The 14152-nt window shown below is 71.4% G+C and carries 14 protein-coding genes and 3 pseudogenes; 7 read left to right on the top strand and 10 right to left on the bottom strand.

From position 1 onward, the window contains the following. Window positions 1-23 precede the first annotated feature (23 nt). The 4 genes and pseudogenes from AB0903_RS01555 to AB0903_RS01570 all read left to right on the top strand — a co-directional run bounded on the left by AB0903_RS01555 (window position 24) and on the right by AB0903_RS01570 (window position 2538). The gene (locus tag AB0903_RS01555) at window positions 24-902 is read left to right on the top strand and encodes a septum formation family protein (RefSeq protein WP_366697814.1); all 879 of its coding nucleotides are present in this window, start codon (window positions 24-26) and stop codon (window positions 900-902) included. 209 nt (window positions 903-1111) lie between these two features. Continuing rightward, window positions 1112-1325: pseudogene (locus tag AB0903_RS01560) on the top strand (transcriptional regulator); the annotation flags it as partial. A gap of 360 nt (window positions 1326-1685) precedes the next feature. Continuing rightward, window positions 1686-2252 carry a PadR family transcriptional regulator gene (locus AB0903_RS01565; RefSeq protein ID WP_366697816.1) on the top strand — a complete coding sequence of 189 codons (567 nt, stop codon included), beginning with the start codon at window positions 1686-1688 and terminating at the stop codon, window positions 2250-2252. Between the two features lie 103 nt (window positions 2253-2355). Beyond that, on the top strand, window positions 2356-2538 hold the full coding sequence (locus AB0903_RS01570) for a hypothetical protein (RefSeq protein ID WP_366697818.1): 183 nt from the start codon (window positions 2356-2358) through the stop codon (window positions 2536-2538). Between the two features lie 26 nt (window positions 2539-2564). Here AB0903_RS01570 and AB0903_RS01575 read toward each other — a convergent pair whose 3' ends face one another. The 3 genes from AB0903_RS01575 to AB0903_RS01585 all read right to left on the bottom strand — a co-directional run bounded on the left by AB0903_RS01575 (window position 2565) and on the right by AB0903_RS01585 (window position 5202). Further along, on the bottom strand, window positions 2565-3431 hold the full coding sequence (locus AB0903_RS01575; protein ID WP_366697820.1) for an SAM-dependent methyltransferase: 867 nt from the start codon (window positions 3429-3431) through the stop codon (window positions 2565-2567). A gap of 161 nt (window positions 3432-3592) precedes the next feature. Then, window positions 3593-4090, bottom strand: a complete 498-nt coding sequence (locus tag AB0903_RS01580; protein WP_366697901.1) for a potassium channel family protein — start codon at window positions 4088-4090, stop codon at window positions 3593-3595. A gap of 338 nt (window positions 4091-4428) precedes the next feature. Continuing rightward, complete coding sequence (locus AB0903_RS01585; protein ID WP_366697822.1) at window positions 4429-5202, bottom strand: DUF72 domain-containing protein; 774 nt, start codon at window positions 5200-5202, stop codon at window positions 4429-4431. 223 nt (window positions 5203-5425) lie between these two features. Here AB0903_RS01585 and AB0903_RS01590 point away from each other — a divergent pair, with 223 nt between their 5' ends. After that, complete coding sequence (locus tag AB0903_RS01590) at window positions 5426-7129, top strand: RICIN domain-containing protein (protein WP_366697824.1); 1704 nt, start codon at window positions 5426-5428, stop codon at window positions 7127-7129. Between the two features lie 354 nt (window positions 7130-7483). Here AB0903_RS01590 and AB0903_RS01595 read toward each other — a convergent pair whose 3' ends face one another. Both AB0903_RS01595 and AB0903_RS01600 read right to left on the bottom strand, forming a co-directional pair. Next, window positions 7484-7693, bottom strand: a complete 210-nt coding sequence (locus AB0903_RS01595) for a DUF5988 family protein (RefSeq protein ID WP_366697826.1) — start codon at window positions 7691-7693, stop codon at window positions 7484-7486. Window positions 7694-8039: 346 nt separating this feature from the next. After that, window positions 8040-8381 (bottom strand): MerR family transcriptional regulator, encoded by a 342-nt coding sequence (locus AB0903_RS01600; RefSeq protein WP_366697828.1) that lies wholly within the window; start codon window positions 8379-8381, stop codon window positions 8040-8042. Window positions 8382-9169: 788 nt separating this feature from the next. On the opposite strand from AB0903_RS01600, the gene AB0903_RS01605 reads away from it, so the two are divergent. Further along, window positions 9170-9544 (top strand): hypothetical protein, encoded by a 375-nt coding sequence (locus tag AB0903_RS01605; protein ID WP_366697830.1) that lies wholly within the window; start codon window positions 9170-9172, stop codon window positions 9542-9544. A gap of 364 nt (window positions 9545-9908) precedes the next feature. Here AB0903_RS01605 and AB0903_RS01610 read toward each other — a convergent pair whose 3' ends face one another. The 4 genes from AB0903_RS01610 to AB0903_RS01625 all read right to left on the bottom strand — a co-directional run bounded on the left by AB0903_RS01610 (window position 9909) and on the right by AB0903_RS01625 (window position 12805). Then, window positions 9909-10217 carry an SCO5918 family protein gene (locus tag AB0903_RS01610; protein WP_366697832.1) on the bottom strand — a complete coding sequence of 103 codons (309 nt, stop codon included), beginning with the start codon at window positions 10215-10217 and terminating at the stop codon, window positions 9909-9911. Between the two features lie 52 nt (window positions 10218-10269). Further along, window positions 10270-10653, bottom strand: a complete 384-nt coding sequence (locus AB0903_RS01615; RefSeq protein ID WP_366697834.1) for a CBS domain-containing protein — start codon at window positions 10651-10653, stop codon at window positions 10270-10272. Between the two features lie 60 nt (window positions 10654-10713). Beyond that, on the bottom strand, window positions 10714-12231 hold the full coding sequence (locus AB0903_RS01620; protein WP_366697836.1) for a DEAD/DEAH box helicase: 1518 nt from the start codon (window positions 12229-12231) through the stop codon (window positions 10714-10716). Window positions 12232-12601: 370 nt separating this feature from the next. Continuing rightward, a complete protein-coding gene (locus tag AB0903_RS01625) occupies window positions 12602-12805 on the bottom strand; it encodes a cold-shock protein (protein WP_100201797.1) in 204 nt (67 codons plus the stop codon). Between the two features lie 493 nt (window positions 12806-13298). Here AB0903_RS01625 and tatA point away from each other — a divergent pair. Continuing rightward, a pseudogene (tatA, locus tag AB0903_RS01630) lies at window positions 13299-13466 on the top strand (twin-arginine translocase TatA/TatE family subunit); the annotation flags it as partial. 218 nt (window positions 13467-13684) lie between these two features. On the opposite strand, the pseudogene AB0903_RS01635 reads toward tatA, so the two are convergent. Next, window positions 13685-13885: pseudogene (locus AB0903_RS01635) on the bottom strand (ABC transporter permease); the annotation flags it as partial. Window positions 13886-14152 lie beyond the last annotated feature (267 nt).

Raw genomic sequence — 14152 nt, forward strand, 5'->3', positions numbered from 1 at the left:
ATTACGTAAGAGGACGTACCGTCATGGCCCTGCGCACCCCGTCCCGTCCCCTGCGCGGCATATCCGCCGCCGTCGCCCTGCTCGCGGTCGGCGCGGTGGGGTGCTCGGAAGTAGTCGACAGCGCCAAGGACGGTGCCAAGAAGGTGGCCCGCCAGCGTTCGGTGTTCTCGCTCGGTATCGGGGACTGCTACAACCCGAACGGCAAGGAGGCCGAGGGCGAGACGTTCGCCATCGAGGTGGTGCCCTGCGAAGAGCCCCACCAGGCCCAGGTCGTCGGCGAGTTCAAGCTCGACGAAGCCAAGGCGTTCCCCGGCAACGACGCGATCTGGGCGGTCGCCGACGAGCGGTGCCCGGCCGAGGCCCAGAAGTTCGCCCCGGACACCTGGGCCCTCCCGCAGGGCGTCGGCATCCTCTACTACACCCCGACCCAGGAGAGCTGGGCGACCGGCGACCGCGCCGTGAGCTGCACGTACACCAAGGAGAAGGGCACGTTCAGCGGCTCCCTGAAGGCCGACGACGCGAAGCCCGGGCAGGCCGAGTACCTGAAGGGCTCCAACGCCGTGTACCAGGCCCTGTGGACGACCCAGCCCGAGACGGGGTCCGTCGAGGACGACCTGGACGGCTACAAGGCGCAGGCGAAGGCCGTCGCCGCCGCCCTCGACGCGCACGTCAAGGGTCTCGAGGGCATCGACGGCACGGAGACGGGCAAGCTCCGCGGCCGGCTGGAGAAGACCGCCGCCGAGTGGAACAAGGCCGCGAACGCGGCCGACGCCGACGCGTTCTACATCGCCTACGACCCGGCCGTCACCGGTATCGACCCGAACAAGACGGTCGCTGCCCGCAAGGAACTGGGGCTGGCCACCACCGTCCCGGCCGACGAGGCTGAGTTCTGGGCGGGCTGACGCCGCACCCGCCCGTGGGGCGCGTCCACACCTCTTTCCGGGGGAGCCGCTCTGGCTCCGATCCGGTTCCGGGTGGCCATCGGGGCCTGAGCCCACGGACGGCCCTCCCGCCGCGCAGGAAACCGCCCCGGGCACCGAGACCCGGGGCGGTCTCCTGTGTCCAGGGAGAGCGACGCAGACCCCACGACCGCCTATGCCCCGGCCGGGGGGCCTCCGTCAAGATCGTGACCGCCAACGGTTTCTGGGTCCTTGATGACCGCCTGGTGGTCGCGGAGGAACTGGCACGCCGAGCTGTGGTTGGACGACGCCGACAACGTCGCCTTGTACGCGAAGGTCTGGAGGACCCTCGGCGAGTCGGCCGGGTACGGGGCCGGCGCCCACAACGTCATCAACTCCGCCCGGCGTGCCCTGAACCCGCGTTGACGGGTCGGTCAACGCTCGACGGCGTCCCTTTGGAAAGGGCTGCGCCAGCGCTCCAGCTTGAACGGGAGCGCGAAATCCGCCTCCGACGCCGATATGAGGAGGAAGCGGTGTCCGGAAAACGAGGGTGTGCCGGCCCCCATGGGCGGGTGCGCACGCCGTAAGCGCGGTCTACGGGGCCGCGTCCGCCGGTGCGCCCGGTCCGGAGCGCGGCCCCGGCGCCCCGCTGCAACCCCCGGGCACAACGCCTTCCCGGCCCCGGCCCGCCCGCGTCCGCCGCCGCGCCGCCGCCCCGGTGCGCTGCCACCGGTTCCGGCGGAGGCGCCGGGGCCCCGCGCGCGACACGGGTCCTACGATGCGGCCATGTCCCTGCCCCACGCGATCCTCACGGCCCTGCTCGAGAAACCCTCTTCGGGTCTGGAGCTGACCCGCCGCTTCGACAAGTCGATCGGCTACTTCTGGTCGGCCACACACCAGCAGATCTACCGCGAACTGGGCAAACTCGAACAGGCGGGCCACATCCGGGCCCTGCCGTCCGAGCAGCCGACCCGGGGCCAGAAGAAGGACTACGAGGTTCTGCCCGCCGGCCGGGAGGAACTGGCGGCCTGGGTCACCCGCCCCGAGGACCCCCGGCAGATCCGCGACCCCCTGCTGCTGCGGCTGCGCGCGGCGGCGGTGGTGGGCGGCGCGGACATGGAGGTGGAGCTCGTACGCCATCTGGAGCTGCACCGCACCCAGTTGGCCGGGTACCTGGCGATCGAGGAACGCGACTTCCCGCCGGAGCGCCGGGTGAGCAGGGAGGACAGACTGCGCCATGTGGTGCTGCGGGGCGGCATCGAACTGGAGACCTTCTGGACGAAGTGGCTGGCGGACACGCTCGCCGAACTCTCCGCCCCGGCCGGCGGCGCCGAGCCGCCCCGAGACACGTGACCTGACGCCCGTCCCGCAGGCGCATCACCCGACGACCGTCCCGAAACGTATGATCGGACCGCCCCGAGATGCGCTGCCTGACGACCCGTGAGATCGTCGCCGCGTGACGGACTCCTTGATCGCGGTCTGCTGTGCGGCCGCTCTCACCCTGCTGCTGAAATCCGCCGTGGGCCTGGCCCGTGCCGGCGGCACCGACCCGTCCGCGGAGGCCCGCTCCGTGACATCGGCCCTGTACGGCTGCGGAATCGCCGTACTGGCGCTCGGCCTGTTCATCACGCTGACCTGACGGCGCGCGCCGGCCGGCAGGCATGCCTAGGCCAGGGGCGTCTGCAGTATGCCGCCGTACTCGTAGAGGTCCTTGTCGCCCTTGTCGCTCTTCGAGGCCCCGAGGTAGGGCACCAGGTCCGGATGCACCGGGGCGAGCGGCGGCTGGTCCGGATCGGGCCGCCAGTCGGCCAGATCGACCAGCCCGGGCTCCACCGGCACCAGCCCCTCCACCAGCGCGTCGACCTCGGCCGGGGTCCGCGTCTGCCAGGGGATGCCGCTGGACGAGATGTGCGCGGTCATCTCGGCGCCGCGGACGGGGTCGTCGCACACGACGTGCGAGAAGCCGACGCAGCTTCCCGGCGCCGCCCGGTCGAGGACCGTGCGCAGGATCCGGCGCGGGTCGTCGCCGTCGACGAGGTGGTGCCCCACGGAGAGGAACAGCACCGCCACCGGCTCCTGGAAGTCGATCAGCCGCCGCACATCGGGATGGTCGAGCACCGACTGCTGGTCCCGCATGTCGGCGGTGATGACGGTCGTCGTCGCGTTGTCGGCGAGCAGCGCGTGCCCGTGCGCGAGCACGATCGGGTCGATGTCCACGTACACGACGCGCGCGTCCGGCGCGAATCGCTGGGCCACCTGGTGCACGTTGTCGTCGGTGGGCAGCCCGCAGCCCATGTCCAGGAACTGACGGATCCCCAGCTCCTGCGTCAGATACCGGACCGCCCGGAAGAGGAACTGCCGGTTCTGCCGGGCGATGTCCACGCACTCCGGGAACGCCGGCAGCGTGGCGAGACAGAAGGCGCGGTCGACCTCGTAGTTGTCCTTCCCGCCCAGCATCCACCCGTAGGCCCGTGCGGAGGTCGGCACGTCGTACGGTATCGCGACCTCGTCGGGCCGCTTGTCGTCGATCACAGCGCGCTCTCCGCCTCTTCCGGATGTCGGTGTGGCTGCCTCGTCAGGCCGACCCTACTGGGGCTCCGCCCGGCGCCCGACCGTATCCGGCCACCCCGGCCACGGCCGGGGACCGGCCCGGCGCAGGCCGAGCGCAGGCCGGGGCGCGTGCGACGCGGGCCTCAGTCGTGCGGGCGGGGCCGGCCGGACCGGTGGCCGCCGTCCGTCTCCCCCTCCCGGCCGGGGCCGGTCAGGCGGGTACGCAGCCAACGGGAGAGGGCGGTCCCCGCGGCGGTGAGGAACACGAAGGTGTAGACGATCTGAAGGATCGCCACCACGCGGGCGCTCTGACCCCTCGGGGTGATGTCGCCGTAGCCGACCGTCGCCAGGGTGACGATCGTGAAGTACAGGGCATCGACGCGGGTGTCGAGACCGTGGAACTGGCCCGGTTCCCTTCCGAGCGCGTGGTACGCGCCCGCGAAGATGAGCACGGACGTGCACATCAGCAGCGGGATGGCGACACCGGGGCGGGTGCCGGGACGGTCGGTGAGGACGTCCCTGACCTGGAAGAGGAGCAGCAGTGCGATCGACAGCAGGGCCAGGGCGAAGATCGTCCAGCTGACGCCGGGGCGCTCGGGGCCGAGTTCCTCCAGGGGGAGCAGGAAGTACGCCACCGTCATGAGGGTGGCTGCCCCCACCGCGGCCAGCCTCAGCGGTGTCCGCGCCGGGCGACGCGGTCTACGGTCGTCGTCCGCCATCCGTATGCCTCCCGCCCCGGTCCGTCGCGCCCGGTTCGTTGCCCCGGTCCGTGGGGCCCGGTTCGTTGCCCGCCGGTTCGTTGCACCGAGCAGTGGGGCCCGGTCGTCGCGTACGGCCGTGGTGCCCGTTCCGCCGCGCACGGCTCGTCGTACCCGGCCGACGCCACCCGGTCAGATCCCGTCGTCGCCCACGATCGGCCGCGCCTTCGGCCCGCCGCCACCCGGGGGCCGCCGAACGGCGCACACGCGGGGTGCAGGCGTCACCGGCTCCGTGCACGCGGCGTGCGGCTCACCGACCGGCCCAGCGTGGCGGCCGACCGCGCGAACTCCGCCGCGTCCAGGACGGCCGCGCCGCCGGGGTCGTTGTTGAAGTAGACGTACACGTCGGCCTCGTCCGGCCATGCGGTGGCGATACGGGCGGCCCATGACATGAGCGCCCGGCGGCCGTAGCGCGGCTCCGGCAGGGCGAGGCCGGCGTGGAGGCGTACGTAGCCCCAGGATGCCGTCCGCCACAGCGGGGCGACCGGGCGGGAGCCGCGGTCCGCCCAGCACAGGGCGGCGTCGTGCCGTTCCAGCAGCGCGCGCAGCCGGGCCTCGGCCTGCCACCAGGACGGGTGCCGGAGCTCGACGGCTACGCGGACCGTGCCGGGGAAGCAGTCCAGAGTGGTCTCCAGGGCGTCGACGTCCTGCTGGAAGTTCGGCGGCAGTTGCAGCAGCACCGGCCCCATCCGGTCGCCGAGCCCCGCCGTGCGGTCCATCAGACGGTGCACCGGCTCCACCGGGTCGCGCAGCCGCTTGATGTGCGTCAGAAAGCGGCTGGCCTTCACCGCCATGACGAAATCGTCCGGCGTCCGCTCCCGCCACGCCGTGAAGATCTCAGTGGTGGGGAGCCGGTAGAAGGCGTTGTTGTTCTCCACGGTGGTGAACTGCCCGGCGTACTCCTCCAGCCACAGCCGCTGCGGCAGGCCGGGCGGATAGAGAACGCCTCGCCAGTCCTTGTACTGCCATCCGGACGTTCCGACCAACACGGGCATGGTTCGATCCCTGCCCGTACGCGGCGTGGGCCTATCGCCTTCGGGGGCGTGACACTCCGTACGGAGAGCGGTCGAGGCCCTCCGGGGTTACCTGCGGACACATCTTTCCCCGTCGATCCGCCTGCTCCACTATGGGGTCCTGTTTCCGGCCGGTAACACCGGACAGCCGCCGCATGACGACTGGTTGGTCTGCCGGCTCGTAACCGAACGAGGAGTCAACAGGGTGACCAAGCTCCGACACGGCGTTTGGGAGACCGGGGACGACGACCCGGGCCACGCCGCCCTGTCCGACGCCGAACTCACCGAACGCGTCCGGGCCGGCGCCCCGTCCGCTTATCCCGCCGCCCAGGAGCTCAGGCGCCGCCACCTGCCGGCGCTCCGCGCGTACGCCATGCTGTGCGGGCGCACCGGCCTCGCCGGCAACCAGCTCGCGGTACAGGCGGTGGACCTCGCCACGCAAGAGGCGTGCCGGGGCATGGAACCACGGGGCAGCTGGGGCCATCACCTGCTGATCACACTTCAGCGCATCGGCCTCCGGTGGGCCGTCGGCAGCCGCCGGGCCAGACTGGACCCCGGTTTCGCGGCGTGGCTCGACCACAACACCGATCCCGCCGCACCGCGTTCGCCCGACTCGCCGGGTCCCCGGCTCGCGGAGACGTCCACGATGCTCGCGTGTTTCTACGGACTGCCGGAACAGACCAGGGGCGTCCTCTGGTACGCGACGGTCGACGACGAGCCGGACGGCACGGTCGGCACGTTCGTCGGCGTCCCCGCGAAAACGGTCCCCGATCTGCGGGCCAAGGGCCAGGACGCGATGCGCAGGGCCTACATCCAGGCGTGCCTGGAGCACAGCGGCGACAGGAAGTGCCAGGGGTTCCGCCGCATCATCGATGCCGCGTCCCGGCCCGGGGGCGGACGGCGCAGCAACGATCTGACGCTCCATCTGGGGGAGTGCACCGGCTGCGCCCGGCTCATGGGGGAGCTGATGCGGATGGCGGACGCCCCCCGGGCCGTACTCGCCGAGGGCCTGCTCGGATGGGGCGGAGCGGCTTACGCGGCCGGCAACCCCGTGCGGGCGAGGCACACGCCGGACTCCCCGATCGAACGGTGGGAGAACCGGGCGGCCCTGCCGACGGTCATCGGCTCCCCGCGCGTACGCCGACGCGACGTGGCGGTGCGCAGCGGTACGTGGCGGCCCTCGCTGCTCACCGTCCTCACCACGGTGACGGCCGTGGCCGTCGCCGCCGGAACCTGGGCGGCGACCGGATCCGACGGCTCGGACCCGGACCTCGACCGTGGCCGGGCCCGAGCTGAGCAGCCCCGGCGCTGGGAAGCACCGCCGCCCACCGCCCTGCCCACCTTCGCGCCTTCGGCGACCATCACCGCCACCGCCCCACCCTCCGGGAAGCCTTCGCCCTCACCGAGCCCCGTCACCTCGGCCCCCAGGAGGGCGACGCCCGCTCCCAAGCCCTCACCCACCCCTTCGACGAGCAGCCCGCCCCGGCAGGTGCCCGTCGCGGTAGGCGGCGGCTGGGTGCAGATCGTCCACGCGGAAACCGGACTGTGCCTGGACATTGACAACGGCGTCATGGCCGACCGCACCGACGTCCTGATCGTGCCGTGCGACGGAACGTCCACCCAGCGCTGGAGGCCCGAGCGGGTCGGACTGCTGCGCAGCGGTGCCGACCCCGACTACTGCCTCGACTCGCGGGGCGCCACGGACCGCGGGGTCGGCATCTGGTCCTGTGCCTCCGTCGAGGGCAGGAACGGCATCAACCTTCTCTTCGCCGTCGACTCGGCGGGTGGAATCCGTCCCCGGATCGCACCGGAGTTCGCTCTCGAGCCCCTTGGCCGCTCCGGCAGCAGCACCCTCGAATTCGACCCGGCGGACGGAGGCACCGACCAGCGCTGGATCGCGCGGTACTGACCGGCGCTGGACCGTGCGGTACTGACCGGCGCTGGACGGTACGGACCGGGGAAGCCCGGCAGACGGCCACCGAGGCGTTCCGCCGGTCCCATGACGGCGGGACGGTTCCCACCGGCGCCCGGCTTCCTCAGAGGCTCCGCCGGGCCCCGCGGTGTCAGGCGGGGGCGAGTGCGTCAAGCGGCATCAGGCGATGGTGCAGGCGTTTCGGCGTGCAGGCGTGCCGTTCATCGTGTGCGAGGGCGGTCTGCCGGTGCCGGTGGGGACGATGGCCGCCGTCAGGCCGGTGTGCTCTTCTGCTGCGCCGACCGCCCCTACGGCGTGCGGCCGACGTGTCGCCCGACGTGCTGCCGGTGCTCAGCCGGGGAGTTCCGTGCGCTCCCACCATTCGTAGACGGGCAGTGTGCCCTCGGTGGTCTCCTGATGCCGCGCGGTCGCCCTGAAGTGCTCGTAACCTCCGCGGAACCGGACCTTGATGTCCGCTCCGGGTGCGGAGACGGGGACGATCCGCTCGGGGAGATCGCCGGGGCCGCCTTCCAGGACTGCTCTCTTCGCGTTGTCACTCATGCTGGGAAAGTCTCCCGGGAGATCGGCCGCTCTTCTTCGTGACGCGCCGGAGGCGGCGCACGCCGACACGGGCGAACCGTCCCGCCGGTCATGCCACTGCTGTGCAGCAGGTCCGCACCGTCACGGCCGGCGGCCGGCCCCGTGCGAGTCACGGAGGCCGGGGGCGGCGATGGCCCGGCTCCGCGATGGCCGGCTCCCACGATGTTGTCCGGCTCCGCGACGGTCCGGGAAGCGATGCCCGGCTCCGCGACGGTCCGGGGAAGCGATGCCCGAGACGGTGACCTACCGGGTCCGTGACGCCTCTCCAGGCTGACGCACGGGACGTGACCTCCGTGCCGGGACGGGATCACGCGGAGCCGTCGTCGCGCTCCTCGGCTGCCGCGCGGCGGAACTCCCCGTTGATGCGCTGGGCTTCCTCGAGCTGGTCCTCGAGGATGACGATGCGGCAGGCGGCCTCGACCGGCATGCCCTCATCGACGAGTTCGCGGGCGCGGGCCGCGATCCGGAGCTGGTACCGGGAGTACCGCCGGTGCCCGCCCTCGGAGCGGAGCGGGGTGATGAGGCGGGCATCACCGATGGCGCGGAGAAAACCGGGGGTGGTGCCGAGCATCTCGGCGGCCCGTCCCATGGTGTACGCGGGGTAGTCGTCGTCGTCCAGACGACCACTGAGCGGAGTGTCTGCTGTCATTCTCACCTCGTTGAGCAACGCGTCGAGGGGCCCTGGTGCCGTACGGCACCAGGGCCCCGAAGGAAATTCAACACCATCGGTCGGCTCTACTGCGGTGCCGACCTGCTGTTTCCGCCGACTCGCCCCAGGAGGGGGCGAGAATGCGGGGATCGCGGATGCGTGACCGGGGACCACCTTCCAATCCGGGGCCTTGCGGTACCCGGGCCGAATCTTCCCTGCCCGGGCGATCCTGATGGCGCCTGCTTCCTCCATTCCTCGTCGGACCGGCCACTGGGTGCCGGTCGGTGGTGCCAACTGCTGGTGTTGCCGTCGGCAGCCCCTCGCCTGCGGGCCGCCCGGTGCGCCTGCCAGTCCCGTCGCCGTCCTTCGAACCACGTGGCTTCGGAACTCCGCAGTCGCACCGTCGTGCTGAATCGCCTACTGCTACCCGGCAGTTCGTCTCTGCCGGGTCTCATCCGACTTCGTCTACGGAAGAAACACTAACCGTGTGGCGAGCCAATGTCTACTGTGGTGAGCATAGATTTCGATTCGTCGCGGACGAGGGAATCTGCGGGCCGCAACGGCAGAAGCCCGCCCGGAGCGGAAGCCACCCCCGTCACCTCGCTCGGAGCGGGGGACGCGCTCGGCAGCCGGCCTGGAGCGGAAGCCGACCCATACCCCGCCCGGAGCGGAAGCCGCCCCATCACCTCGCCCGGAGCGGGGGACGCGCTCGGCAGCCGGCCCCCTCGGCGTCCGCTCTGTGACCGGCCCCCGCCCCACCGGGCCCGTCGCGGATAGAATCGGCTCTCATGTCGAATGCTGACGAACTCCTCGTTGACATCGCCGCCATGGTGGAGTCCGAGCAGAGCAATCAGATGTCCCTCACCGTGGTCATCGGCGGCGCCGTCATCACCGGACGGCTGGCACCCGAAGCCGTGTGGCGCCAACGCGTGTCGGAGGTCCTGAGGGACTCGGAGCACCTCCGCCCCTTCTCCGGCGTCTTCTCCTCCGAGCGGGCCGCAGGCCGTCCCGAGCGCGGAGAGCCGCCCACGCATCTGCACTTCCACGTCGCCCGGATCCTGCAGGGCAGTGTCGGTATCCCGGAGACGGGCGGGATGTACCGGGTCGCGATCAAGGAGGTCAGCGGCTGGACCGTCGGCGACTTCAGCTACTCCGACCACTGATCCCGCGACCACCGACCGGCCCGGCCCACCGACCGGCCCGGCCCACCGACCGGCCCGGCCCACCGACCGGCCCGGCCCACCGGCCCTGCCCGGTCCGTTCCTCGCCCCCTGCCCGGTCCGCTCTCCGCCCACCGGCCCGGTCCGTCCCCCTGTCCTGCCCGGGTGCCGGTGGTCGGCCCGGTCGGTGCGGCCGTGCTGACCGGGGGCCGAACGCGGCGAGGGCCCGACCGCAGTGTGCCGGTCGAGCCCTCGCCGCTGTCGTACGCCTGTCTGTCCTGCCCTTGGTCTGCGCCCGGCTGCGCGGCGCAGACCTGGTTGTGTCCGCCTGCGTCTGGTTGTGCGCGCTACCGCCGGCCTCCGCCGGTCACACGGCGGGCGAGGTGCCGAGCAGCGCCGACGCCTCCTCGAACGGAGTGAGGGCACGCGCTGGCGTGGCCACGGGCAGGCTGCGGCACGTGAAGCCGAGGCGGGTCACTGCCCTGAGGACTTCGCCGGCGGTGAAGTCGCGGCGGTCCTGCCGGGTGATGACTTCACCGACCTGCATCATGGGGTAGTGACGACGGCCGATGATCACGGAGTCACCCGTGATCGGCTCGGGCCTGACGCCCTTCATCGACGCCAGGACCCCGCTCTTGGAGAGGTCGAACGGGAAACGGGCGATGACGCAGCGCATGGTGCCTCCAAGGGGAGTGGGGAGAGGTCCGGCCCGGGGGAAGGGGCAGAACTCAGCGGGGGAGGGTGAAGACGCCCACGGCACAGCCGTGCTCGTCGACGACGGGCACGGCCTTGAGCCGCCGGTACCGCATGGCATGCTCCGCCTCGGCCACCGTGGCCAGGGACGAGGGGAACGGCCCCGGGTCCCCGGCGACGTCCCGCAGGCGCACCCGGTCCGCATCGGCGGAGCTGTCGCGGACGGCGGCGAGCCGAGCCCGAGTGATCAGGCCCGTGCACCGGCCGTCCTCGTCGCTGACGAGCAGGTGCATCGAGCGGGCACCGTCCATGACGGACAGCGCCACCTCCACCGTCATGTCGTCCCAGACCTGCGGTCCGGGCGCGTCCATGGCGTCGACCACGGTCACGGCGGCGAGATCCGCGGGGCGCGGCTTCATCGGGGCCAGCGTCAAAGGTGCCTCCAGCGAAGCGGGGTCGGGGTCCTGAGCGTGAACGTCCTAGGCTGCCGCGTCGAAGGCGGACTGCGGCTGAGCCGTGCGGCGCGCCGCCTGCCCGGTCCTGCCGTTCCTGGCGTTACGCCCGCGGCGCCCGCGGGACGCGGAGGCGCTGCGCTTCGGGCGCTCGGTCACCGGCACCGCGATGACGACCGGGACGCCCGACGGCGTCCGCGCGCCGGTGATGCGGGTCAGTTCGGCCTCACCGGAGTGGACCTGGCTGATGTGCGGGCGGATCCCGGCGTCGGACATGAGACGGGTCATGTCCCGGCGCTGGTCGGGTGTCACCAGGGTGACGACGAGACCGGACTCGCCGGCGCGCGCCGTGCGGCCCCCTCGGTGGATGTAGTCCTTGTGGTCGCTCGGCGGGTCCACGTTGACGACGAGGTCGAGGTTGTCGACGTGGATGCCGCGTGCGGCGACGTTCGTCGCCACCAGGACGGTCACATGCCCCGTCTTGAACTGGGTCAGCGTCCGGTTGCGCTGCGGCTGCGACTTCCCGCCGTGCAGGGCGGCCGCGCGTACACCGTTGCTCAGCAGGTGCACGGTGAGCTTGTCGACGGCGTGCTTGGTGTCCAGGAACATGATCACCCGGCCCTCCCGGGCCGCGATCTCGGTCGTCGCCTGGTGCTTGTCCGCGCCGCGTACGTGGAGCACGTGGTGCTCCATGGTCGTGACGGCGCCTGCCGACGGGTCGACGGAGTGGACCACCGGATCGGTCAGGTAGCGGCGGACCAGAAGGTCGACGTTGCGGTCCAGGGTGGCGGAGAACAGCATCCGCTGCCCCCCGGGACGCACCTGGTCCAGCAGCGCCGTGACCTGCGGCATGAAGCCCATGTCGGCCATCTGGTCGGCCTCGTCGAGGACGGTGATGTCGACCTGGTCCAGGCGGCAGTCGCCGCGCTCGATCAGGTCCTTCAGCCGGCCCGGCGTCGCGACGACGACCTCGGCTCCACCCCTGAGGGCACCGGCCTGCCTGCCGATCGACATTCCGCCGACCACCGTGGCCAGCCTCAGTCGCACGGAGCGGGCGTACGGCGTGAGCGCGTCGGTGACCTGCTGCGCCAGCTCCCGGGTCGGTACGAGCACCAGGGCCAGCGGCTGTCCCGGCTCGGCCCGCCGGCCGGCCGTACGGGCCAGCAGCGCCAGGCCGAACGCGAGGGTCTTGCCGGATCCGGTCCGCCCGCGGCCGAGCACGTCGCGAACCGCGAGCGAGTTCGGCAGGGTCGCCGCCTGGATCGGGAACGGTACGGTCACGCCTTCGGCGGCGAGCGCTGCCAGCAGCGGCCGCGGCATGTCGAGATCGGCGAACGCCTCGACGGCGGGAAGCGCGGGGGTGACGGTCTTCGGCAGGGCGAACTCGCCCTGCGGCGCGGAGGGACGGCGCCCGTAGCCACCGGAACGGCCCGGAGTGCGGGAGCGGCCGGCGGCCGGGGCACCGGAGCGGCTGCCGCCCTTGCCGGCGTAGGAACCGGCGGAACGGGTGCGGCTGAAACGGTCGTTCGTACGTGTGCGGTTCATGCAGAACCTTCCTCGAAGCGGCACGTCTCAAGGAATTCCTGCAGAACGAACGGCAGAGAGAATCGCAAGAACGAGCCAAAAGGCGAAAGCGGATCCGGCCGGCGGGAATTCTCGCGGCCGGAGCGCTGAAAAAGGGTGACGCGAGCGGTGCCGGGCGGACCGGCGTGTCGCGTACGGGGAGATCTGAGCGGACTCGCGGTCCGGATCCTTGAGGGGGTATCCGCCGCAGGATGAGGCGGCGGAGCCCTGAAATTTCATGCCGCCGGGGAAAACGCCACGGCGTTGACCCCCGGGGACTGGGCCCCGGAGTGCAACGAGCTGGGGCCCGCACCCAAGGTGCGGGCCCCAGCTCGGACTGTGCGCGTGAGCGTCAGGCGGTAACGATGTTCTCCGCCGTCGGGCCCTTCTGGCCCTGCGCGATGTCGAAGCTCACCTTCTGGCCTTCGAGCAGCTCGCGGAAGCCCTGGGCGGCGATGTTCGAGTAGTGGGCGAACACGTCAGCGCCGCCACCGTCCTGCTCGATGAAGCCGAAACCCTTTTCCGCGTTGAACCACTTCACGGTGCCAGTAGCCATAATGTAAATCTCCTTCGGGGCAGTGCATCGGGTCCCGCACTGTGCGGAATCCGAGTCGCCGCGATGATTGCCCTGCCCGGAAAGACCGGAAATACAAAAGCACTCTCGTTGGCACCGAAGCCGGAGAGGGTGCTTGAAGTTCTGGGAACCACAACTGCAACTGACGTCGACAGTAGCACGCCATGTTCCGCGGTGCGCGACGATTGATTACGCTCCGCCTGTTGTCCCAGAAAACCTCATCAGGTGTCGCTTCTATTTCTCATTTCATGAGCACAGATATTGTTCGCCAGGCAGTACCGTCGCCGGGCGACATCCCACCGCGCATCACCCGCCCGCCCTGCCCGCCTGCCCGCCCTGCCCGCCTGCCCCGCGGGCGGGCAGGGCTGCGGCTTACCACCTCGTTGCCCGCGCCTTGCCTGCGGACGGCTACGATTCCGCTCGGAGAAATCAGGGCCGTCTTGAGAGACGGCCCCGGTCGGAGAAGGTGGTCATGATGGGTACGTTCAGCGTTTCGCACCTCCTGATCGTGCTGGGAGTCGCCGTTCTGCTCTTCGGAAGCGCGAAGCTGCCCGAGGTGGCCCGTGCGCTCGGCAAGTCCGCGCGCATCCTGAAGAGCGAGGCCGCCGCCATGAAGAACGACACCGCTCCGACCGCCGCGCCCGTGCTCCCGGCGTCGCGGCCGAACGTCTGAGCCCGCGCTCCCGGCCTCGCGGCGGAACGTGAGCCCGCTCTCGTACGGGTGCGGGCCCCTACGGGCCTGCGGTGCCGGGAACAGCCCCGCCGCTCCGCCTCGGATCGCCCAGCGCCCTCGACACCGGCCTGATCATCGTCGGCGGGGCCCGTCCGGCCGCTCCGCAGCCCCTCGCGCAGTCTTCTCGACTACTTCGGGTCGCGGTTGAACTGTGCCTGCGCCCAGCGGTGGCCGAGTGCGGTGAGGAGCAGGCACCAGGCGATGGTGATCCACCCGTTGTTGCCGATCTCGGTGCCGAGGAGGAGTCCGCGCAGGGTTTCGATGGCGGGTGTGAACGGCTGGTACTCGGCGATGGGCCGGAACCAGCCGGGCATCGCCTGGATGGGGAGGTTTGTTCGGCTGGGTGGTCGCGTTGCCGCCGGCTGGTCGAACTCGGGGTCTTCCGCAAGCAGACCTCGAAGTTCGGGTCGAACCGGAACATGCCCCCGGCGGACGTATCAGAGGTCCGGCCACTTCGAGATCAGGCTGGAGAACAACGGCAAGGTGTCCTACGAGGTCGCCTATGCCGCCCCCGCCGGCGCCGACTTCATCATCGAGCAGCGCGAGAAGCGCACAGCTGCCTGATCCGCGAGCGAGCCCTTGCCCTCAGGGCGAGG

Origin of the sequence: Streptomyces sp. NPDC048389 (genome assembly GCF_040706335.1) — a bacterium.
Classification (GTDB): Bacteria; Actinomycetota; Actinomycetes; order Streptomycetales; family Streptomycetaceae; genus Streptomyces.